This is a genomic window from Janthinobacterium sp. NKUCC08_JDC, from assembly GCF_019345575.1.
GTDB classification, from domain to species: Bacteria; Pseudomonadota; Gammaproteobacteria; order Burkholderiales; family Burkholderiaceae_D; genus Janthinobacterium; species Janthinobacterium aestuarii.
In genome coordinates this window covers 569,189-589,783 of record NZ_JAHKQW010000001.1, presented here as the reverse complement: position 1 = coordinate 589,783, position 20,595 = coordinate 569,189, and the positions used below count along the sequence as shown (strand labels likewise).

The 20,595-nt window shown below is 63.6% G+C and carries 21 protein-coding genes; 18 read left to right on the top strand and 3 right to left on the bottom strand.

Annotation, left to right across the window (positions count from 1 at the left end):
• The first annotated feature begins 55 nt into the window (after positions 1-55).
• From tssE to KO538_RS02765, 8 genes are all read left to right on the top strand, one after another.
• Positions 56-532 (top strand): type VI secretion system baseplate subunit TssE, encoded by a 477-nt coding sequence (gene tssE / locus KO538_RS02800; protein ID WP_219327417.1) that lies wholly within the window; start codon positions 56-58, stop codon positions 530-532.
• Positions 529-3,171 (top strand): type VI secretion system ATPase TssH, encoded by a 2,643-nt coding sequence (gene tssH / locus KO538_RS02795; RefSeq protein WP_219327416.1) that lies wholly within the window; start codon positions 529-531, stop codon positions 3,169-3,171. The genes tssE and tssH overlap by 4 nt, the downstream gene beginning before the upstream one ends.
• 20 nt (positions 3,172-3,191) lie before the next feature.
• The gene (gene tssA, locus KO538_RS02790) at positions 3,192-4,223 is read left to right on the top strand and encodes a type VI secretion system protein TssA (protein WP_219327415.1); all 1,032 of its coding nucleotides are present in this window, start codon (positions 3,192-3,194) and stop codon (positions 4,221-4,223) included.
• Between the two features lie 33 nt (positions 4,224-4,256).
• The gene (locus KO538_RS02785) at positions 4,257-5,057 is read left to right on the top strand and encodes an ABC transporter substrate-binding protein (RefSeq protein ID WP_219327414.1); all 801 of its coding nucleotides are present in this window, start codon (positions 4,257-4,259) and stop codon (positions 5,055-5,057) included.
• Between the two features lie 35 nt (positions 5,058-5,092).
• Complete coding sequence (locus KO538_RS02780; RefSeq protein WP_034750114.1) at positions 5,093-5,605, top strand: lipocalin family protein; 513 nt, start codon at positions 5,093-5,095, stop codon at positions 5,603-5,605.
• Between the two features lie 263 nt (positions 5,606-5,868).
• Positions 5,869-7,644: a methyl-accepting chemotaxis protein gene (locus KO538_RS02775; protein ID WP_219327413.1), complete on the top strand. Its 1,776-nt coding sequence runs from the start codon at positions 5,869-5,871 to the stop codon at positions 7,642-7,644.
• A gap of 71 nt (positions 7,645-7,715) precedes the next feature.
• Positions 7,716-8,423 (top strand): tRNA-uridine aminocarboxypropyltransferase, encoded by a 708-nt coding sequence (locus KO538_RS02770; protein WP_219327412.1) that lies wholly within the window; start codon positions 7,716-7,718, stop codon positions 8,421-8,423.
• A gap of 128 nt (positions 8,424-8,551) precedes the next feature.
• A complete protein-coding gene (locus KO538_RS02765; protein WP_219327724.1) occupies positions 8,552-9,691 on the top strand; it encodes a PA0069 family radical SAM protein in 1,140 nt (379 codons plus the stop codon).
• Positions 9,692-9,773: 82 nt separating this feature from the next.
• Here the strand turns inward: KO538_RS02765 and KO538_RS02760 are convergent, their stop codons facing one another.
• Together KO538_RS02760 and KO538_RS02755 are read right to left on the bottom strand one after the other, a co-directional pair.
• The gene (locus KO538_RS02760; RefSeq protein ID WP_139248341.1) at positions 9,774-10,364 is read right to left on the bottom strand and encodes a gamma-glutamylcyclotransferase; all 591 of its coding nucleotides are present in this window, start codon (positions 10,362-10,364) and stop codon (positions 9,774-9,776) included.
• 61 nt (positions 10,365-10,425) lie between these two features.
• A complete protein-coding gene (locus KO538_RS02755) occupies positions 10,426-11,394 on the bottom strand; it encodes a LysR family transcriptional regulator (RefSeq protein WP_072452691.1) in 969 nt (322 codons plus the stop codon).
• Between the two features lie 126 nt (positions 11,395-11,520).
• On the opposite strand from KO538_RS02755, the gene KO538_RS02750 reads away from it, so the two are divergent.
• Genes KO538_RS02750 through maiA form a run of 3 tightly spaced genes read left to right on the top strand, consistent with a single transcriptional unit; the run spans position 11,521 to position 13,790 of the window.
• Positions 11,521-12,054, top strand: coding sequence for a VOC family protein (locus KO538_RS02750; protein WP_034750100.1), 534 nt, complete (start codon positions 11,521-11,523; stop codon positions 12,052-12,054).
• A gap of 48 nt (positions 12,055-12,102) precedes the next feature.
• The gene (locus KO538_RS02745) at positions 12,103-13,125 is read left to right on the top strand and encodes a fumarylacetoacetate hydrolase family protein (RefSeq protein WP_219327411.1); all 1,023 of its coding nucleotides are present in this window, start codon (positions 12,103-12,105) and stop codon (positions 13,123-13,125) included.
• Positions 13,126-13,139: 14 nt separating this feature from the next.
• Complete coding sequence (gene maiA, locus KO538_RS02740) at positions 13,140-13,790, top strand: maleylacetoacetate isomerase (protein ID WP_034750094.1); 651 nt, start codon at positions 13,140-13,142, stop codon at positions 13,788-13,790.
• A 27-nt stretch (positions 13,791-13,817) separates the two neighbouring features.
• On the opposite strand, the gene KO538_RS02735 is transcribed toward maiA, so the two are convergent.
• Complete coding sequence (locus KO538_RS02735) at positions 13,818-15,557, bottom strand: GGDEF domain-containing protein (RefSeq protein WP_257620131.1); 1,740 nt, start codon at positions 15,555-15,557, stop codon at positions 13,818-13,820.
• A 263-nt stretch (positions 15,558-15,820) separates the two neighbouring features.
• Here KO538_RS02735 and KO538_RS02730 point away from each other — a divergent pair, with 263 nt between their 5' ends.
• The 7 genes from KO538_RS02730 to hscB all read left to right on the top strand — a co-directional run bounded on the left by KO538_RS02730 (position 15,821) and on the right by hscB (position 20,551).
• Positions 15,821-16,600 carry a uracil-DNA glycosylase gene (locus KO538_RS02730; protein WP_034750091.1) on the top strand — a complete coding sequence of 260 codons (780 nt, stop codon included), beginning with the start codon at positions 15,821-15,823 and terminating at the stop codon, positions 16,598-16,600.
• A 37-nt stretch (positions 16,601-16,637) separates the two neighbouring features.
• Positions 16,638-17,189 (top strand): NADAR family protein, encoded by a 552-nt coding sequence (locus KO538_RS02725; protein WP_034750088.1) that lies wholly within the window; start codon positions 16,638-16,640, stop codon positions 17,187-17,189.
• Positions 17,190-17,378: 189 nt separating this feature from the next.
• The gene (gene iscR / locus KO538_RS02720) at positions 17,379-17,855 is read left to right on the top strand and encodes a Fe-S cluster assembly transcriptional regulator IscR (RefSeq protein ID WP_034750086.1); all 477 of its coding nucleotides are present in this window, start codon (positions 17,379-17,381) and stop codon (positions 17,853-17,855) included.
• Between the two features lie 40 nt (positions 17,856-17,895).
• On the top strand, positions 17,896-19,152 hold the full coding sequence (locus KO538_RS02715; protein ID WP_219327410.1) for an IscS subfamily cysteine desulfurase: 1,257 nt from the start codon (positions 17,896-17,898) through the stop codon (positions 19,150-19,152).
• 55 nt (positions 19,153-19,207) lie between these two features.
• Positions 19,208-19,597, top strand: coding sequence for a Fe-S cluster assembly scaffold IscU (gene iscU / locus KO538_RS02710; RefSeq protein WP_034779562.1), 390 nt, complete (start codon positions 19,208-19,210; stop codon positions 19,595-19,597).
• Between the two features lie 51 nt (positions 19,598-19,648).
• Positions 19,649-19,969, top strand: coding sequence for an iron-sulfur cluster assembly protein IscA (gene iscA / locus KO538_RS02705; RefSeq protein ID WP_034750079.1), 321 nt, complete (start codon positions 19,649-19,651; stop codon positions 19,967-19,969).
• A 66-nt stretch (positions 19,970-20,035) separates the two neighbouring features.
• Positions 20,036-20,551, top strand: coding sequence for a Fe-S protein assembly co-chaperone HscB (gene hscB / locus KO538_RS02700; protein WP_035820574.1), 516 nt, complete (start codon positions 20,036-20,038; stop codon positions 20,549-20,551).
• The last annotated feature ends 44 nt before the right edge of the window (positions 20,552-20,595 follow it).

The window sequence follows — 20,595 nt, the reverse complement described above, 5'->3', positions numbered from 1 at the left end:
CGGCGCGCGGCGGCTACCTTCGCCCGCGCGCCGCGCCGACATTTCAGGAGAGCGCATGGACAGTTATGTACCTGGCCTGTTCGACCGCCTGATGGGCGACGGCGGTGCGGCGGCGGGAGGCGTGGCGGTGCGCCTGTCGCTGGAACAATTCAAGGATGCGGTGGCGCGCGACCTGGAAGAACTGCTCAACACGCGCGTGGCCCTGCCGCCTGACGCGCTCGACGCCTATCCGGAATGCGCGGCCTCCATCGTCAATTATGGTCTGATCGATTTCGCCGGCATGTGCTTGTCCAGCAGCGATGACCGCGCCCGCATCTGCGCCGCGCTGAAGGCCGCCATCGAACGCCACGAACCGCGATTGCGCAATGTGCGCGCCCGCCTGGAACGCGAAGCGGGCGCCATCAACCGGGTCGGCTTCGTCATCAGCGGCACCCTGGCCGTGAAGGCTGGAGGCGAGACGGTCAATTTCGACGCCGTGCTGCAGCCATCGTCGCTGCGCTATTCGATCAACCGCAAGGGAGCCGCTGCATGAGCACTAATCTGAAAACCCTGATCGCCAAACTCAATGACACGGCGCGCACGGCCGCCACCCGCGCCGCCGCCATCTGCGTGGGACTGGGACAATATGAAGTCGATATCGAGCATCTGTTTTTGGCGTTGCTGGAGCAGGAGCGCAGCGACTTCGTCACCATCGCGCGGCGCAGCGAAATCAGCCTGACGGCGCTGGAGGCGGACCTGCGCCGCGAGATTGGAGGCTTCCGCACGGGCAGCGCGCGCACGCCCGTGTTCTCTCCCCATCTGCCCTTGCTGTTCGAGCATGCCTGGCTGATCGCGTCGCTGGACACGGCGCAGCCAGGGCCGATCCGCAGCCGCCATCTGTTGCTGGCGCTGCTGACGGAGCCGGAACTGTCTCAGCTCGCCTACCGCGGTTCGAAGCTGTTCGCCCGCTTCAGCGTGGAGCAATTAAAGCACCATCCGGACAAACTGACGGCCGGCTCCTGTGAAGAGGAAAGCGCGGCCGTGCCGCGGCTTGCCGACACAGGTGATGATCCTGTTGCGGCCCTGGCCAGCAAAACCCCGGCGCTGGACCAGTTTACCACCGACCTGACGCAGCTGGCGCGCGACGGCAAGCTCGATCCCGTGATCGGCCGTGAGGCGGAGATACGCCAGGCCGTTGATATCCTGCTGCGCCGGCGCCAGAACAATCCGATACTCACGGGCGAGGCGGGCGTGGGCAAGACGGCCGTGGTGGAAGGCCTGGCCTTGCGCATCGCTGCAGGCGACGTGCCCGAGGTGCTGCAGGGCGCGCACATCCACGCGCTCGACATGGGCTTGCTGCAGGCCGGCGCCAGCGTGAAGGGTGAATTCGAAAGCCGTTTGAAGAATGTCATCGACGAGGTGACGAAAAGCCCGCACCCGATCATCCTCTTCATCGACGAGGCGCACACGATGATCGGCGCCGGTGGCCAGGCGGGGCAGAACGACGCGGCCAATCTGCTGAAACCGGCGCTGGCGCGCGGCGCCTTGCGCACCATCGCCGCCACCACCGGGAGCGAGTACAAAAAATATTTTGAAAAGGATGCGGCGCTGGCGCGGCGCTTCCAGGTGGTGAAGGTGGAAGAACCGAGCGAGGACATCGCCTGCGCCATGCTACGCGCCATGGCACCGCTGATGGAGCGCCATTTCGGCATCCGCGTGCGCGACGCCGCCATCGTCGAGGCGGTGCGCCTGTCGCACCGCTACATCAGCGGGCGCCAGCTGCCCGACAAGGCCATCAGTGTGCTCGATACGGCCTGCGCCAAGGTGGCGCTGGGCCAGTGCGCCACGCCGGCGCAACTGGAGAACGCGCACCGGCGCCAGGAACGCATCGGCGCGGAAATCGCCGCCTTGAGCCGCGAGGCGGCCGATGGCGAAGTGCCCGATAAAGCCGGTGCCGCGCGCCTGACGCAGCTGCGGCGCGAGCATGAAGAAGGACAGACGCAGATCACGGCGCTGGGGCAGCGCTGGGAGAGTGAAAAGGCGATGGTGGCGCAGATCGGCGACTTGCGCGCGCAGCTGCGCGGCGAGCGGCCGGGCGAGGTCGGCGCGGCGCGCCTGCTGGCGCTGAAGGAAGAACTGGCGGCGCTGCAGGGAGAAGCGCCGCTGTCGCCGCTGGAAGTCGATGCGCAGGTGGTGGCCGGCATCGTCGCCGGCTGGACCGGCATCCCGCTGGGGAAAATGCTCAAGGACGAGATCCGCACGGTGCTGACCCTCGACGGGGCGCTGCGCGAACGGGTGCTGGGGCAGGATCACGTCATCGCGGCGGTGGCGCAGCGCGTGCGCACGGCGCGCGCCAGCCTGGACGATCCGAACAAGCCGCAAGCCGTGTTCCTGTTCACGGGGCCGTCCGGTACGGGCAAGACGGAAACGGCGCTGGCGCTGGCCGACCTGCTGTATGGCGGCGAGCGCAAGCTCATTACCATCAACATGAGCGAATACCAGGAAGCGCACAGCGTGGCCGGCCTGAAAGGCTCGCCGCCCGGCTATGTCGGCTATGGCGAAGGCGGCGTGCTGACGGAAGCCGTGCGGCGCCAGCCCTACAGCGTGGTGCTGCTCGATGAAGCGGAAAAAGCGCACCCCGACGTGCTGGAGCTGTTCTTTCAGGTCTTCGACAAGGGCGTGCTCGATGATGCGGAAGGGCGCGAAGTCGATTTTCGCAACACCATCATCATCGCCACCTCGAACCTGGGGTCGGGCGCCATGATGGCCGCCTGCCTGAACCGGGTCGCGCAGGACTTGCCCACGCCGGCCGCGCTGGAAGAACTGGTGCGCCCGCAACTGGTGGCGCATTTCAAGCCAGCCTTGCTGGGACGTCTGAAGGTGCTGCCGTTCTATCCCCTGAACGACGCGGTGCTGGCCGAGATCATCCACCTGAAGCTGGCGCGCATCGGGCAGCGCATCGCGCGCAACCATCAGGCGCAGTTCAGCCATGACGCGGGTCTCGTCGACGCCGTGCTGGCGCGCTGCACCGAGGTCGATTCGGGCGCGCGCAATGTCGACCAGATCCTCAACGGCAGCCTGCTGCCGGCAATCGCCGAAGCTGTGCTGGTGCGCATGGCCGAAGGCGAGCCGGTCGCGTCGATACGCATCAGCGCGAACAAGCAGGGGCAGTTCAAGTACACGATTCGATAATCCACTTTCCGGAGAGCGCCATGTTCAATCTGGAGCAGTTGCTGCATCCCGTCAGCGCCGTCAGTCCCTGCGGTGGCGACATCACCTTCAGCCAGGAGCTCGACGCCATCGCGCGCGCGCGCCAGCACGATGACCCGAGCCTGGACCAGGGCGAGTGGGTAACGGCGTTGAAGGAGGCGGACTGGCCTTTCGTGGCCACGCGCTGCGAACAGCTGATCGCCACGCACAGCAAGGATTTGCGCGTGGCCGTGTGGCTGGCCGAGGCGCACGCGAAAACGCGCCACTTCCGTGGCCTGGGCGATGGCTACGCGCTGCTGGCCGGCCTGTGCGAGCGTTACTGGGATGGCCTGTACCCGCCGGCGGAAGAGGGCGATCAGGAACAGCGCATCGGCAATGTCTTCTGGCTGCTGTCGCGCACGCCGCAACTAGTGCGAGAGATCCCGCTGACCGATGGCGCCGACGGCCTGTATGCACTGCAAGATTTCGATGTGGCGCGCCAGCGCGCGGCGGCCAGCCTGGCGCAGGGCGCGGCGGATCAGGGCTGGGGCGATACGCGCCACGACGAAGGGGCTACCCTGGCGCAGATGGAGGCGGCGCGGCAAAGGAACACACGCGCCTTTTCCGACGGCTTGCTGGCCGACGCGCAATACTGCATGCAGTCGCTGCTGGCGTTCGAACGCAGCGTCGATGCGCGTTTTGGTGTTGATGGCCCGAGTTTTCGCGCCGCGCGCGAAGCGCTGGAAAATGCCATTCACTTCATCGCGCCGCTGTCGCCTGGCGCGGACTTTGCCGGCGCGCCGCCCACCGCCGGCCAGGGCGCCAGCGGGGGCGGGGGCGCCATCGTGCAGCGCCAGCAGGCGCTGGCCCAGCTGCGCCAGGTGGCCGATTTTTTCCGCCGCACGGAGCCGCACAGCCCCGTCGCCTACCTGGCCGAGAAGGCCGCCAGCTGGGGCGAGCTGCCGCTGCACCTGTGGCTGCGCGCCGTCGTGAAGGATTCAAGCACCCTGGCGCAGCTCGACGAAATGCTGGGCACGAACAGCGCAAACGGGTGATGGCGTTTTCCCCTTCCATGCTACTCTTCGCGCATGTCCAGAATGCTCATCCTGCCTGCCGCGCTGTGCCTGTTCATCGCTGCCGGCGCGCGGGCCGAGGGGCCGACGCCGCTGGTGATCTATGGCGACGACGATTATCCGCCATACTCCTACGTCGACAACGGCCAGATGAAAGGCATTTATACGGAGATCGTGCGCGAAGCCGTGCAATCGATGCCGCAGTATGCGGTGCAGCTGCGTCCCGTGCCCTGGAAGCGGGGCGTGCTGATGCTGCAGACGGGCGAGGCGTTTGCCCTGTATCCGCCGTATTCATGGCGCAGCGAGCGGCCGTACGTGCGCTATTCCGTGCCGCTGCTGATGGAGCAGCTAGTGGTGCTGTGCAACCAGGACGTGCTGGCCAAACGCACGCTGCGGCAGTGGCCCGCCGACTACAGCGGCTTGCACATCGGCGTGAACGCGGGTTTCTTGCTGGGCGATGCAAAGCAGACTGCAGCCGTGCAAGCGGCCGACATCGTGTTCGATACGGCCAAGGGCACGCGCACGAATCTGCTCAAGCTGATGCGCGGGCGTATCGATTGCTATGTCAGCGACCGCCTGTCGGCGCAGTGGGAATTGCAGCGCATCCGGCGCGAGGAACCGCCGGGCACGCCGATGCAGGCGATTCAGGAAACGGCGCAGCTGGCCAGCCAGCAGGGACACCTGGGCTTTACGGAGCGCCGGCCTGCCGCCTACCCGTATCGCGATGACTTTATCGAACAATTCAATGCCGCCATCGTGCGCATGCAAAACAATGGCGCGATCCGCCGCATCGTCGATCGCGCGCTGCAACCCTGACCTTGCCACCCTGATTTCACCCGATGGAGAAAAACATGAAAAAACTGCTGTTCCTGTGTGTGCTTGTGCTGGCCGGCTGCGTGGGCCGGCCCGAGAATATTGTGCCAGTTAGCAACTTCGACACGACCCGCTATCTGGGAAAGTGGTATGAGATCGCGCGCCTCGACCACTCGTTCGAACGGGGCTTGAGTCATGTGACGGCTGACTACAGCCTGCGCCAGGATGGCGGCCTGAAAGTACTGAACCGCGGCTACAAGGATGCGGACGCTGTCTGGAAGGACGCGGAAGGCAAGGCGTATTTCGTCGACAAGAAAGACGTGGGCTATCTGAAAGTGTCGTTTTTCGGCCCCTTTTATGGTTCCTACATCGTCTTCGACCTCGACCAGCAAAATTACAGCTATTCCATGATCAGCGGCCCCGACAAATCCTACTTCTGGTTGCTGTCGCGCACGCCAACCATGGACCCTGCCTTGCAGCAGCGCCTGATCGAGAAAGCCGGTGGCCTGGGTTTCGATACGTCAAAATTGATCTACGTGAAGCAAAACTGACACTGCTTGCCTGCCGCCCGTTCGTGGCGGCATACCACCTTCTGGTTGTTGCTTTTCTGCATGTTATTTCTTGCAATGCCACTCTGATTCACTCACAATCTGCTCCAAAGTAGTGCGCTGCGGCGCGCTGCCATTCCGGTGGCGTGGATAACGTTGCGCCACCTCTCGTGATTGCCGCACGGCAGATGCCTGCTATATTGATACGTAGCAGTAAATCGGTTTCGTGGCGTCTGTGCATCGTTTTTTCAGATTGGAATCACGCAATGAAGAACCTCAAAATCGGCGTACGTCTTGGTGGCGGTTTTGCCGCCGTCCTCCTTCTGTTGACGACCTTGACCGTGGTGGGCATCGTGCAGATGCAAAGCGCCAGCAAGGAGACCGATGCGCTCGTCAACGTCAAGGTGCGCAACGAGCGCCTGATCGGTGAATGGACCAAGGTCATCGAGGTGAACGCGGCGCGCACGGCGGCCGCCTGGAAAGTCAGTGATCCCGAACATCAGAAGCAGTTTGAAAAGGAAATGGCGGTCTCGTCCGCACGCGCCACGGAAATCCAGAACGATATCGGCAAGAGCCAGCTGAACGCCGAAGAGCAAGCGCTGTACCAGGAAGTGCTGAGCACGCGCAAGGCCTACACGGAAGTGCGCAAGAATGTGTTCAAGGCCAAGAATGCGGGCGATCTTGAACTGGGCAAGCGCCTGTACGAAGGCGACATGGGCGTCAAGCGCGACATCTACCTGGCGTCGCTGAAGAAGCTGGAACTGCTGGAAGCCAAGCTGCTCGATGAATCAGCCGCGCAAATCCGTTCGCGCTATGAAAGCGGCCGTCTGCTGCTGATCTCGCTGGGCGTGGTCGCCATCTTGCTCGGCATCGCCTGCGCGTACTGGATTACACGCTCGATCACGCGCCCCATCACGCGTGCCGTCGAGGTGGCGGAAGCCGTGTCCGCTGGTGACCTGACCAGTCATATCGTCGTGGAAAGCCGCGATGAAACGGGGCAATTGATGCACGCGCTGAAAAACATGAACGACAAGCTGGTGAGCATCGTCGGCCAGGTGCGCGCCGGCACCGAATCGATCAGCACGGCGTCGAGCGAAATTGCCGCCGGCAACCTGGACTTGTCGTCGCGCACGGAAGAGCAGGCCAGTTCGCTGGAAGAAACGGCGTCTTCCATGGAAGAGCTGACCTCCACCGTGAAACTCAACGCCGACAATGCGCGCAGCGCCAACCAGCTGGCCATCGACGCCTCGCAGATCGCCAGCAAGGGCGGGGTGGTGGTATCGGAAGTGGTCAGCACCATGGGCTCGATCAACGATTCCTCGCGCAAGATCGTCGATATCATCAGCGTCATCGACGCCATCGCCTTCCAGACGAATATCCTGGCCTTGAACGCGGCCGTGGAGGCGGCCCGGGCCGGCGAGCAGGGCCGTGGTTTTGCCGTCGTCGCTTCCGAGGTGCGCAACCTGGCGCAACGCTCGAGCGCGGCGGCCAAGGAAATCAAGGGCTTGATCGACGATTCCGTGCAAAAGGTCGAAGCCGGTTCGCAACTGGTGGACAAGGCGGGCCGCACCATGGACGAGATCGTGCAAAGCATCAGCCATGTGACGCAGATCATGAACCAGATCACCGACGCCAGCGATGAACAGCGCACCGGCATCGAACAAGTCAACCAGGCCATCGGCCAGATGGACCAGGTCACGCAGCAAAACGCCGCCCTCGTGGAAGAAGCGGCTGCGGCGGCCGAATCCATGCAGGAACAGGCGGCCAAGCTGGCCGACGTGGTGGGCCTGTTCAAGCTCGATGCAACGCAGCACTATGTGTCGGCCAGTGCCAGCCCGTCCGTGACGGCATCCGCACCAGCTGCCATGCGACCTGCGACGCGACCTGTCACCAGGCCCACCATGCAGCCCGCAAGGCACCGCGCGCCGGCGCCAGCCGTGGCGGCACCCGCGCCGGGCAAGGCGGCGCAAGCGGACGCTGTGCGTGCACGCGCGCCGAAGGCACCGGTGGCATCCGGCGCCGACGAGTGGGAAGAGTTTTAAGCGCAAACTCCCCTTGGCATGGTGCGGGCGCTACAATCGCGGCTTGAAGACAGCCGCGAACGCGCTCCACCATGACCACCCGCCGTACCTCCAGCCATCCGTCCAGTAATACCGTCGGCCATACCGCCAGCCGACCCGCTGCATCCTCCTTCCCGGCTGAACCCGGAAAACGCGCGCGCTGCCCGGCTTGCCTGCGCGCCGTGTCCAGCTGCATCTGCCGCTGGATCGCCCCCGTTTCCCATGCGGTGGAAGTGCTGATCCTGCAGCATCCGCTGGAAGTCCACAATGCCAAGGGCAGCGCCCGCTTGCTGCACCTGAGCCTGCCCAACAGCCGCATGCTGACGGGCGAACAGTTTGCCCCCGATGTTCTCGCCGGGCTGCTGGCCGGCAAGCACAATGTGCTGCTGTACCCGGATACGCCAGGCGACCGCTCGCTGGGCATCGCGCCGCCGCCAGTGCTCGACCCCGCCATCTTGCTCGATCCCAGCCAATTGCGGCTGGTGGTGCTGGACGCCACCTGGCGTAAGAGCCGCAAGATGCTATATATGAATCCCCCGTTGCAACAGCTGCCGCGCCTGCCACTGCGCGATACGCCCGCTTCCCATTACCTGATCCGCAAGGCGCACGCGCCAGATCAGTTATCGAGCCTGGAAGCGACGTGCTATGCCTTGATGCAGTTGGAGCAGGACGCGGCCTGCTTCGTTCCCCTGATCACGGCATTTGACGGTTTTGTCGCGCAGCAGTTGAGTTATGTCATGCCGCAGGGTGAAAAAGCTTGAAATAGCACCATGGCAGCCCTTGATATTGGCCGGACAGCGGCATAGTATACTGTACGTATATACAGTTGATGGGGCCGTTCATGAAAGCAATCATTCCAGAGCACGATGACAGCTTCGCCGGGCAAGCCATGCTGCCGCCGCAATCGCTGAAAGCTCACAAGGGCCGTGGGGCCGTCTCGAACCTGCAAGGGCGCTACGAGGTGCATGCGCGCGCCGGTTTCGACGATGGCTGGAGCGTGGCAGGGAACGATGAGGCCGGGGAAGGCGGCGCGCCAGCCTGGAAGACGCAGGTCAGCGATGAGCAGGCGCGCACCATCCTCACGCGCAACGCTTCGCCCGATTTGCCGTTCAATGTCTCTCTGAACCCGTACCGGGGTTGCGAACATGGTTGCATCTATTGCTTTGCCCGTCCCACGCACAGCTATCTGGGCCTGTCGCCGGGCCTGGACTTCGAAAGCCGCATCTACGCCAAGGTGAACGCCCCTGAACTCTTGCGGCGCGAACTGGCCAGGCCGTCGTATGTTCCCGAACCGATCGCCCTCGGCGTCAATACCGATGCGTATCAGCCGTGCGAACGCGAGCGGCAGCTGACGCGGCGCGTGCTGGAAGTGCTGCAGGAGTGCGACCATCCCGTGGCGCTGATCACGAAATCGTCGCTGATCGAGCGCGATATCGACATTCTGGCACCCATGGCGGCTAGGCATCTGGCGGCCGTGGCCGTGACTGTCACCACGCTCGATCCGGCCATCGCGCGCACCCTGGAACCGCGCGCGGCTGCTCCGGCGCGGCGGCTGCGCACCATCCGCACGCTGACGGAGGCCGGTATTCCCGTGGGCGTGAGCATCGCGCCCATCATCCCGTTCGTGACGGAGCCGGAAATCGAACAGCTGCTCGAAGCCGTGCGCGACGCGGGTGCCATCCATGCCCATTACGTGGTGCTGCGTCTGCCGTGGGAAGTGAGCCCGCTGTTTCAGCAATGGCTGGAAGCACACTTCCCGGAACGGGCCCAGCGCGTGATGAACCGGGTGCGCGAAATGCGGGGTGGCAAGGATTACGACAGCGCGTTCGGCGCGCGCATGCGGGGCGAAGGCGTGTGGGCCGACCTCATCCGCCAGCGCTTTGAAAAGGCCGTGCACCGGCTGGGGCTGCATGGCAAGGGCGGCCGCTTCAAGCAGCTCGATTGCACTCAGTTCCGCCGGCCTCTGATGGTGCCGCCGTTGGGCGCGAAAGTGAAAAATGGCAATGCGGGACAGCTGGATTTGTTTTAAGAAGTTAAGCCAAGTTAAGCCGTCGTTACCGCTGCTGGAGCGGAGGCGCTGCGGCGCTATCGTGTAGGGCTAACGTGTAGCATTATCCTGCAGCGTTATCCTGTGCAGGTGCGTGCATCTGCGCCAGATGTTGCTCGATGGCAAAGACATGCGGATCGCTCTTGCCCAGCTCGCGCAAGGCGCTGGCCAGATGCAGCAGGTATTCGCTGTTCGGGCCGCTGGGACCGTTTGATCGGGCGATCTGGCGAGCGATATCCAGTTCCGGGGCTGCGCCCAGGAAGGCGGCGTTTTCCTCGTTGGCGATGTACACGAGGCCTTCGACCTTGCCGCCGTCCTCGAAGGTGATGTCGGTGGCCAGGCGCAGGTAGCCGTTCTTTTCGCGGTGGTCGAGGTGGGCGAAGACTTCGGGCGTGATCAGATAAGCCATGCCGTCGCACACGGCGCCCGCCTGCGGCACGATGGTGGCGACCCGGCCCGGCGCCATTGGCGTGCCGCGGTGGTCATGCGAACCTTGCCAGAAGCGCCGCGTCCAGCCGGCGATGCTGGCGGGGCGGCGTTCGATGTAGGGGAAGTCGGCCTTGTAGATCAGCGACCCATAGCCGAACAGCCAGACCTGTGCATGGCCGTCGAATTTGTTCATGCGCTGGTTGATGGCGATGGTGGCGGCGTCGATGGCGGACAGGTCGTTCTGGGCAGGCTGGGTCATGGCGTAGGCGGCAAAGGGCGATGCGCCATTATAAAGCGGCGCCAGCCGGGCCGCCTGCGGGCAGGGCGTCGCGTGCCGCGCCGCTGCCAGCTCCCACGTTCCACTCGTGCGTCTCGACAAAGCGGAACAGGAAGGCCATGAAGCTTTCGGCCGCCGGCGACAGCGAACGGCCCGTCTTCGTGTAGACGAAAAAGCGCCGCGTCAGTTCCGGCTCGTGCAGGGCGCGCATGTGCAATTGATATAGTTTCACCATCGGTTCCGCGTACGGCAGGCAGACCGTGATGCCCAGGTTGGCGCTGACCATGGCCAATGCCGTCGTCATGAAGGTCACTTCGTTATAGGGATTGAGCGACAGTTCGCGAAACGCGCCGTGCATGTCGCGCAGCAGGCGTTCCGTGAACTGGCCCTGCAGCGAAATGAACGGGTAGTCGCCCACGTCGGCCCAGGTGACCCTTTCCTTTTTCTGCAGCGGGTGCTGCTCGGGGAAGACCAGCACGAAGGGCATCTCGAACAGCGCTTGCGCGGCGATCTCCGCCGTTGGGTCGCGCTCGGGGCCGATGCCGAAATCGACTTCGCCGCTGAACACGCGCGCCGAGACATTCTCCACGGGGCAGTCGACGAGGCGCAGCTGCACGTCCGGGTGCGCCTGGCGGTAGGCGGCGATCACCTCCGGCAGCAGTGTGCACGCCATCATCTGCGGGGCGGCGATGCGCACCATGCCCGTTTTCAGGGCCTTGCGCTGGGCGATGCCGGCCATGGCGCCGTCGAGGTCCTCGATCATCTTTTCAAACAGCGGATACAGTTCGCGGCCGATTTCCGACAGTTGCGTCTTGCGCGTGCTGCGCTCGACCACGCGTACGCCCAGCACGCTTTCCAGTTCCTTGATCAAGCCGCTCAAGGCCGATTGCGTCACGTGCAGGTATTCGGCGGCCAGGGTAAAGCTGCCGGTCTTGGCCAGCGCCACGAAGGCGCGCATTTGCCGCAGGCTGGGACTCATAAGATAATCCGATAAATCAATGGTTAAAAATTGTTTGTATGATAGCTGTAACTCGATTCTAATGGTGAAAAGCTGAAAAACAGGCCAGCCAACGCGCCCACGGCGCCATTCATTGGAGACAAGCACATGAAGATCAAGCAAATCCACCACGTCGCCTACCGCTGCATCGACGCGAAGAAAACCGTCGAGTGGTACGTCAAGCATTTGAACATGAATTTCGTCCTCGCCATCGCCGAAGACCTGGTGCCGTCGACCAAGGCGCCGGACCCGTACATGCATGTCTTCCTCGACGCGGGCCATGGCAATGTGCTGGCCTTTTTTGAACTGCCGACGCAGCCGCCGATGGACCGCGACCGCAATACCCCGGCCTGGGTGCAGCACCTGGCGCTGGAAGTGGGCAGCATGGAGGAACTGCTGGCCGCCAAGGAGCGCCTGGTCGCCGGCGGCATCGAGGTGCTCGGTCCCGTCAACCACGCCATCTTCCAGTCGATCTATTTCTTCGACCCGAACGGCCACCGCCTGGAGCTGGCGGCTAACGTGGGCACGCCGGAGATGATGGCCAAACTGGACGCCGTCAAATGGGAAATGCTGGAAGAATGGTCGCAGACGCGCCGCGCGCCCAAGCACGCCGCCTGGATGCACGCGCCGGCAGACGCCTGAGCGCACCGGACCGACACTCTCTGACAAATACACCGAACAAGGAACACCATGAAATTCGCAACCCTGAAAAACGGCAGCCGCGACGGCGCCCTGATCCTCGTCAGCCGCGACCTGCGCCAGTACCAGCGCGTGGCCGCCATTGCGCCCACCTTGCAGGCCGCGCTCGACAACTGGGACGCGGTCGCGCCAAAGCTGGAGCAGGCCTACGCCGACCTGAACGGGGGCCAGGCTCCGGACGCGCAGCCGTTTGATGCAAAGCTGTGCCACTCGCCGCTGCCGCGCGCCTACCAGTGGGCCGACGGTTCCGCCTACATCAACCACGTGGAACTGGTGCGCAAGGCGCGCAACGCGGAAGTGCCGGCCTCGTTCTACACGGACCCGCTGATGTACCAGGGCGGCTCGGACAGTTTTATCGGCCCGCGCGACCCGATCTTCGCCTTGTCCGAAGAGTGGGGCATCGACCTGGAAGCGGAAGTGGCGGTGATTACGGGCGACGTGGCCATGGGCGCCAGCGTGGACGACGCGGCGAAAGCGATCCGCCTCGTCATGCTGGTCAACGATGTCTCCTTGCGCAACCTGATCCCGGGCGAACTGGCCAAGGGTTTCGGTTTCTTCCAATCGAAGGCGGCCAGCGCGTTTTCGCCCGTCGCCGTCACGCCGGACGAACTGGGTGCCGACTGGGCGGACAGCAAGCTGCATTTGCCGCTGCTGGTGGACTTGAACGACAAGCCGTTCGGCAAGCCGAATGCGGGCGAGGACATGACCTTCAACTTTGCCCAGTTGGTCGCGCATGCGGCGAAGACGCGCGAACTGGGCGCCGGCAGCATCGTCGGTTCCGGCACCGTGTCGAACAAGCAGGGCAACCTGTTCGGATCGAGCATCGAGAACGGCGGCGTGGGCTATTGCTGCCTGGCCGAGGTGCGCATGTATGAAACCATCGAGCACGGCGCGCCGAAAACGGCCTACCTGAAGTTCGGCGACACGGTGCGCATCGAGATGCGCGACGCGGCGGGCGCGAGCATCTTCGGCAGCATCGAGCAGACCGTGGCCCTGTACGCCGGCCGCGCCTGAGGGGAGAGCGCCCCATGAAGCTGTACACCTATTTCCGCAGTTCGGCTGCCTACCGCGTGCGCATCGCCTTGAATCTCAAAGGCATCGCCTACGACAGCATTCCCGTGCACTTGCTGCAGGACGGCGGCCAGCAGTTGCTGCCAGCCTACCGCGCCGTCAACCCGTCGGCCCTGGTGCCGGCGCTCGACGACGATGGCGCCATCCTGACGCAGTCGCTGGCGATGCTCGAGTATCTCGACGAGACGCGCCCAGCCGTGCCGCTGCTGCCGGCGGACGCGCTGGGACGCGCCAGGGTGCGCGCGCTGGCGCTGGCCATCGCCTGTGATGCCCATCCGCTGACGAATCTGCGCGTGCTGAAATACCTGAAAAACACTCTGGGGCTGTCGGACGAGGCCAAACAGGAGTGGTACCGCCACTGGATGGCCGAGGGACTGGCGGCCGTGGAAGCGCTGCTGGCGCAGGGCGATCCGGCCGGCACGGGCCTGTTCTGCCATGGCGACAGTCCGACGATGGCTGATTGCTGCCTGGTGCCGCAGGTATTCAATGCGCAGCGCTTCGCCATCGACTTGGCGCCATACCCGCGCGTGGCGCGCATCCACGCGCATTGCGCCGGCTTGCCCGCGTTTGCGGCCGCCCATCCGTCGCAGCAGCCTGACGCCGAATAGGGCATCAGGTCAATAAGGGGAGCGGGTTCAGCTCCACTCAACCCTGTCCCGTCCGCCATGTTTGGCGCGGTACAGGGCCTGGTCGGCGCGGATCAGCAGATCGGTCAAGTGGTCCGCTTCCCGCCTGGCTGGTGCGGTCGGTTGCGGCGTATTGGATGTCACGCCGATGCTGATGGTCAGGCTGACCAGTTGGCCATCATCGCATTCCACGCGCAAGCTGGCCGCCGCCAGGCGCAGGCGCTCGGCCGCTTCCAGCGCCACCGGCAGCGGCGTCTCCGGCATCAGCAGCACGAATTCCTCGCCCCCGAAGCGCGCCGCCGTATCCATGCCCCGCGTGACGCTGCGCAGCACTTGCGCGACGGCAGCGATGGCGCGGTCGCCCGCGTCGTGGCCATGGCCATCATTGATGCGTTTGAAGTGGTCGATATCGATCATCAGCAGCGACAGCGTGTGGCCGAAGCGCTGGGCGCGCTCAAGCTCCTCTGTCAGCCGCAGGGTCATCATGCGGCGGTTCCCCAGGCCGGTCAGCGGGTCGGTCGTGGCTTGCTGCTCCAGCCGGGAGTTGGCCACCAGCAATTCCAGGGTGCGCTGCAAGACCCGTTCCTCGAGCATGTCGCGCTCCGCATGCAGGGCCGCCACGCTGGCGCGGCGGCTGCGCTGGGCCAATAGCAGGGCCGTGATCAGCGCCGCTTGCAGCGCGATCAGCGACAGTCCGGCGATGATCTGCCAGTGATATTGCGCCCATACGCCCTGGGGCCGGTTCAGGATGCGCGCCTCGCCGGGCAGGTTGCGCAAGCCGAAGCGCTGTACCGCGGCATCGTCGAAGATATACGCCTGCATGCCATCCGGGTCGGGTGTTCTGCCCAGCAGGATGCGCGCAATGGTGCGTCCCACTTTCTCTCCGCTGATGACATAGCCGCCCACCACGCCGGGCAGTATCAGCGACTCCACGCTGGTGAAAATGGGCACGGCGCTGCGCGCGGCCAGGTCGCGCGCCATGACGGGCGGCGTGGTGCGCTGCCCCAGTTCGTCGCGGTAGACGGGCAGCAAATAGATGGCGCTGCCCTCGCCCAGCGTGCCGGTGCGGCGCCACAACTCTTCCTGGCTCAGGTGATCCCAGAATTCGACCTTGAGTCTGTCCTGGTAGGGCGTAATGGCGGCGCGGATGGCGGCGATCCACGCCTGGCCGCGTGCGCTGCCGTCGCCGACGACGGCGATATGGCGCAGCCGTGGCGTCACTTGCAGCATGACGGCGATGGCCTTGCCAAAATCGTGGCGCACATCGAGATTGATGCCGTCGGCAGGTACCCAGTCCTGCCGTCCCTGATTCACATAGTAGCGGGGCACGCCGGGAAACAGCGCTGGATGCTGGCTCAGGAACTGGGCCGCCAGGTAGTTTTCCGTGATGATGGCGTCGAACCGCACCATCCTGTACTTGGTTTGCAGATAGGTTTCCAGCCCGGCTATGGCAGGTTGCTCGCCCACGCGCACGGAATCGAGCCGCTCCTCATAGATGCCGGGCGCGAGGCGCCAGTTCTCGTTGGCCAGTTCCGCGCTCATGCCCTTGTGGATCAGCGTTTGCCACTGCGAGGAGGCGTCGCTGCCCAGGGAATACAGTACCAGCACTTGCCTTGGCGCAAAACGCGGTGCGCTGATCTCCGCCAGGTCTTGCGCATGGACGGCGGCGTTGCAGCATAGCCATAGCAGAAAGCTCAGGCAGGGCAAGCGTATCGCGGCGCGCAATCGTGTGAGGTAGGGACAGGGCATGGACAGGGCAGTGTGTTGAGAACTTGCCCAGGCGCAATGAGCGTTAGTGGATGGAAGAATCCGGTAAGCACTATTTCTTGATGTGGCTCAAGTTCCAAGGAAACCAGTCTAGCATTGCCGGCCTCGATTGGCGCAGATGGAGTGCAATTTTTGATACGGTTGTTGCTATATTGGTATTGCTGTGAGATGTGGGGGGTGCGCATTCAACAATGCAGGCGTACCGGTGCGCTACAATTTGCGTTTGCCCAAATATTTCACGCGCCATGACTGCAACAACCGTTCCTGCCAGCATCACCGATGCCCTGTCCCTGGCGCACGCTTCCTGGCGTCCCATCCTGCTACGCGGCTTGGACGCCGTGATGGCGGCCGATCCCGCCTACCTGCCGGCGCTGGCTGCCGACGATTACCTGCCCACGCAGGGCCGGCTGTTCGCCGCCTTTGCCCTGCCGCTGGCGCAGGTGCGCTACGTGCTGGTGGGCGAGGGGCCGTATCCGCGCGCCGACAGCGCCACGGGCGTGTGCTTCATGGATGGCGCCGTCGGCAGTCTGTGGTCGGCCACGGGGCTGTCGAAGCCCGTCAACCGCGCCACGTCCCTGCGCAACTTCATGAAGATGCTGCTGGTGGCCGATGGCCAGCTGCAGGGCGGTGACACGTCCGGCGTAGCCATGGCGCCCGTGGCGGCGGCCGCGCAACTGCCGGGCAGCGGCGTGATCCAGACCTTGCCCGACCTGCAGCGCAAGATGACGGAGCAGGGCTTTTTGCTGCTCAACGCGGCGCTGGTGTTCCGTTCCCACGTGCCGCCCGTGCAGGATGCGCGCGGCTGGCTGCCTTTCCTGCAGGTGGTGCTCGAAGCGCTGGCGCGGCAGGGCGGGGCGGCCTTGCCGCAACTGGTGTTGTGGGGCAAGATTGCCGAGCTCATCAAACGCCTGCCGGTGGCGGCATCGTTGCCGCAGGTGACGGCCGAACATCCGTATAATCTGTCCTTTATCGGCAATCGTGACATGCAGGCCTTGTTTGGCCCGATGCAACTATTGCGTGCTTGAGATTGAATTGACGCCATCTGGCGGAAGTGCGGGGAATATGCAAATCAGTAACGTGGAAGAATTGAAGGCGTGGATCGCGGCGGGCGGCGTGCCCGACTATCTGTATTTCTGGGGCCACACGCCGGCGCAGCCGCAGGTGCCCGACAAAAGCTGCTTCAGCCAGTGGTTCCCGTCGCCCTTCAGTCTGGCCGGCGTCACGTATGCGACGGCCGAGCACTACATGATGGCGCAAAAGGCAGCGCTGTTTGGCGACACTGCCGTGCAGGCGCGCATCGTGGCGGCCGCGCGGCCGTCGGAAGTGAAAAAACTGGGGCGCGAAGTGGCGAACTTTGACGCCAAGGTGTGGGAAGCGGCGCGCGCTGGTATCGTCTTCGATGGCAACTTTGCCAAGTTCTCGCAAAAGGCCGCACTGCGCAAGTTCTTGCTGGGCACGGGCGAGCGGGTCATCGTCGAGGCCAGTCCCGTCGACCGCATCTGGGGCGTAGGCCTGGCTTCGGACAATCCGCGCATCGACGACCCCGCCAGCTGGGACGGCTTGAACTTGCTCGGTTTTGAGTTGATGAAAGTGAGGAGCGCTCTGCGCGCTTGACGAGTACTGTTGTTTTCCTGATGCCGCCGCGCCTGGCGCGGCCGGCCATGCCCCTGCCAGCCCTGTGGTCATCGAGGGGCGCTCTGACAAACCCCGCCGAATTTGTTATACTTGACTAAATCATTCAACTACTCAGGGTTTGAGAAGTTGAAAAGCCGCAATATTTTAAACTAGTTGAACCGAGGATGTATGCGTCTGACTACAAAAGGCCGTTTTGCCGTGACTGCGATGATCGATCTTGCCCTGCGCCAGGGTAAAGGTCCGGTCACCTTGTCCGGCATCAGCCAGCGCCAGTCGATTTCCCTGTCCTACCTGGAACAGCTGTTCGGCAAGCTGCGCCGCCATGAGATCGTCGAATCGATCCGCGGTCCGGGCGGCGGCTACAGCCTGGCCCGTCGTGCGGACAAGGTGACGGTGGCCGACATCATCATCGCCGTCGATGAACCGCTGGACGCCACGCAGTGCGGCGGCAAGGAACATTGCCACGGCGCCGACGCGGCCACGGGTGCGCGCTGCATGACACATGAATTGTGGTCCACACTCAACGAAAAAATGGTCGATTATCTGGATTCTGTGTCCTTGCAGGACCTGGTCGACCAGCAGAGACAAAAGATTGCCGAACAAAGCGTGATGGTGATGCATCGTAACCACGCCGCCATCGGTTGAATATTACAAAATACTAAGTTGCTGATTGCAGGAGTTATTGATGAACGCCCCAGAAAAAAACGTAGGCCAAGTGCACTTTGAAACCGCACCGCATTTCCCGATCTACATGGATTACTCGGCCACCACGCCGATCGATCCCCGCGTCGCCGACAAGATGATTCCCTACCTGCGCGAGCAGTTCGGCAATCCGGCATCGCGCAGCCACATGTATGGCTGGACGGCGGAAAAAGCCGTGGAAGAGGCACGCGGCCACGTGGCGGCCCTGGTGAACGCCGATCCGCGCGAAATCATCTGGACCTCCGGTGCGACGGAAAGCAACAACTTGGCCATCAAGGGCGCGGCACAGTTCTACAAGACCAAGGGCAAGCACATCATCACCGTCAAGACCGAGCACAAGTCGGTACTCGACACCGTGCGCGAACTGGAACGCATCGGCTTTGAAGCGACGTATCTGGAACCACAGGACAACGGCCTGATCACCGTCGAGCAGCTGGCCGCGGCCGTGCGCCCGGACACCATCCTCGTGTCGGCCATGCTGGTGAACAACGAAATCGGCGTGATCCAGCCGATCGACGAGATCGGCGTGTTCTGCCGCTCGAAAGGCATCATCTTCCATTGCGACGCCGCGCAAGCGACGGGCAAGGTCGTCATCGACCTGCAAAAGACCAAGGTCGACCTGATGACCTTCACGGCGCACAAAACCTACGGCCCGAAAGGCGTGGGCGCCCTGTACGTGTGCCGCAAGCCGCGCGTGCGCCTGGAAGCGCAGATGCACGGTGGCGGCCATGAGCGCGGCCTGCGCTCGGGCACCCTGCCGACGCACCAGATCGTCGGCATGGGCGAAGCGTTCCGCATCGCCAAGGAAGAAATGGACAGCGAAATCGGCCGCATCAAGGCCTTGCGCGACCGCCTGGCCAAGGGCCTGCAGGAGATCGAAGAAGTCTACATCAACGGCGACATGGACCACCGCGTGCCGCACAACCTGAACGTGAGCTTCAACTACGTCGAAGGCGAGTCGCTGATCATGGCGATCAAGGATATCGCCGTGTCGTCCGGTTCGGCCTGCACCTCGGCCAGCCTGGAACCATCGTACGTGCTGCGCGCCCTGGGCCGCAGCGACGAACTGGCGCACAGCTCGATCCGCTTCACCATCGGCCGCTTCTCGACCGAGGAAGACATCGACTTCGCCGTGAACCTGCTGAAATCGAAAGTACACAAGCTGCGCGAACTGTCGCCGCTGTGGGACATGTTCAAGGACGGAATCGACATCAATTCGATTCAATGGGCAGCCCACTAACCAACACCGTGGCCCCTGTTGACAGGGCCGGCAAGAATATTAAAGGAGCATCAAAATGGCTTACTCGGACAAAGTACTCGATCACTACGAAAACCCGCGCAACGTGGGCGCTTTCGACAAGGGTGATGAAACCATCGGCACCGGCATGGTAGGCGCGCCTGCCTGCGGCGACGTGATGAAACTGCAGATCAAGGTCGGCGCCGATGGCCTGATCGAAGATGCGAAATTCAAGACCTACGGCTGCGGTTCGGCCATCGCGTCGAGCTCGCTGGTAACGGAATGGGTCAAGGGCAAGACCCTGGACCAGGCACTGGCCATCAAGAACACGCAGATCGCCGAAGAACTGGCCCTGCCGCCAGTGAAGATCCACTGCTCGATCCTGGCGGAAGACGCCATCAAGGCGGCGGTACTGGATTATCAAACCCGTCACCCGGCAGCAGCTTAAACGTTGGTAGCCCGCCCCAGCCGCGAGGCCGGGGCAGTTACGGAGAAATACATGATCACACTGACCGAAAAAGCGGCGAAGCACATCAACCGTTATATCGAACGGCGCGGCAAGGGCATGGGTTTGCGCTTCGGCGTGCGGACCACTGGCTGCTCGGGCCTGGCTTACAAGCTCGAATATGTCGATGAAGCGGCGGCCGAAGACAGCGTCTTCGAATCGCACGGCGTGAAAGTCTTCGTCGACCCGAAAAGCTTGCCTTACATCGACGGCACGGAACTCGATTTCGCGCGCGAAGGCTTGAACGAAGGTTTCAAGTTCCACAATCCGAACGAAAAAGACGCCTGCGGCTGCGGCGAGTCCTTCAGGATTTAAACAGCTGGCAAGACCCCGGTCGGTGCGCTGTACCCATCGATTGAGGTACAGCGACCACTGACCATTATGCAAAACCACTTCGAATTATTCCAGTTGCCGGCGCAGTTCTCGCTCGACATGAGCGCGCTCGACGCAGCCTACCGCGACGTGCAGGGCAAGGTCCACCCGGACCGCTTCATCAACGCCAGCAGCGCTGAAAAGCGCGTGGCGATGCAATGGGCCACGCGCGCCAATGAAGCCTACCAAACCCTGAAAAGCCCGCAAAAACGCGCGCAATACCTGTGCGAACTCAATGGCGTCGATTTGCAGACGGAATCGAACACGGCCATGCCCGTCAGTTTCCTGATGCAGCAGATGGAGTGGCGCGAAGAGCTGGGCGATGCCCGCGCAGGCAAGGATGCCGACGCGCTCGACGCCCTGGACCGCCAGCTGCGCGGCGAACGCAAGGCCTTGCTGGCCCAGGTGGCGGCCCAGCTCGACGCCGCCGACTATGTGAATGCCGCGCAAAGCGTGCGCGCCCTGATGTTCCTCGACAAATTCGGCGAGGAAGTCCGTTTTGCCTATGAGGCGATCGAAGTCTGATCTCCGGATAGCTTGACCGGCGTGCCAAGCGCCAGTCTGGCGCG

Bases quoted from the DNA above. Each gene is read 5' to 3' on its own strand.
- tssE (WP_219327417.1), top strand. From the start codon at position 56: ATGGACAGTTATGTACCTGGCCTGTTCGACCGCCTGATGGGCGACGGC.
- tssH (WP_219327416.1), top strand. From the start codon at position 529: ATGAGCACTAATCTGAAAACCCTGATCGCCAAACTCAATGACACGGCG.
- tssA (WP_219327415.1), top strand. From the start codon at position 3,192: ATGTTCAATCTGGAGCAGTTGCTGCATCCCGTCAGCGCCGTCAGTCCC.
- KO538_RS02785 (WP_219327414.1), top strand. From the start codon at position 4,257: ATGTCCAGAATGCTCATCCTGCCTGCCGCGCTGTGCCTGTTCATCGCT.
- KO538_RS02780 (WP_034750114.1), top strand. From the start codon at position 5,093: ATGAAAAAACTGCTGTTCCTGTGTGTGCTTGTGCTGGCCGGCTGCGTG.
- KO538_RS02775 (WP_219327413.1), top strand. From the start codon at position 5,869: ATGAAGAACCTCAAAATCGGCGTACGTCTTGGTGGCGGTTTTGCCGCC.
- KO538_RS02770 (WP_219327412.1), top strand. From the start codon at position 7,716: ATGACCACCCGCCGTACCTCCAGCCATCCGTCCAGTAATACCGTCGGC.
- KO538_RS02765 (WP_219327724.1), top strand. From the start codon at position 8,552: ATGCTGCCGCCGCAATCGCTGAAAGCTCACAAGGGCCGTGGGGCCGTC.
- KO538_RS02755 (WP_072452691.1), bottom strand. From the start codon at position 11,394: ATGAGTCCCAGCCTGCGGCAAATGCGCGCCTTCGTGGCGCTGGCCAAG.
- KO538_RS02750 (WP_034750100.1), top strand. From the start codon at position 11,521: ATGAAGATCAAGCAAATCCACCACGTCGCCTACCGCTGCATCGACGCG.
- KO538_RS02745 (WP_219327411.1), top strand. From the start codon at position 12,103: ATGAAATTCGCAACCCTGAAAAACGGCAGCCGCGACGGCGCCCTGATC.
- maiA (WP_034750094.1), top strand. From the start codon at position 13,140: ATGAAGCTGTACACCTATTTCCGCAGTTCGGCTGCCTACCGCGTGCGC.
- KO538_RS02735 (WP_257620131.1), bottom strand. From the start codon at position 15,557: ATGCCCTGTCCCTACCTCACACGATTGCGCGCCGCGATACGCTTGCCC.
- KO538_RS02730 (WP_034750091.1), top strand. From the start codon at position 15,821: ATGACTGCAACAACCGTTCCTGCCAGCATCACCGATGCCCTGTCCCTG.
- KO538_RS02725 (WP_034750088.1), top strand. From the start codon at position 16,638: ATGCAAATCAGTAACGTGGAAGAATTGAAGGCGTGGATCGCGGCGGGC.
- iscR (WP_034750086.1), top strand. From the start codon at position 17,379: ATGCGTCTGACTACAAAAGGCCGTTTTGCCGTGACTGCGATGATCGAT.
- KO538_RS02715 (WP_219327410.1), top strand. From the start codon at position 17,896: ATGAACGCCCCAGAAAAAAACGTAGGCCAAGTGCACTTTGAAACCGCA.
- iscU (WP_034779562.1), top strand. From the start codon at position 19,208: ATGGCTTACTCGGACAAAGTACTCGATCACTACGAAAACCCGCGCAAC.
- iscA (WP_034750079.1), top strand. From the start codon at position 19,649: ATGATCACACTGACCGAAAAAGCGGCGAAGCACATCAACCGTTATATC.
- hscB (WP_035820574.1), top strand. From the start codon at position 20,036: ATGCAAAACCACTTCGAATTATTCCAGTTGCCGGCGCAGTTCTCGCTC.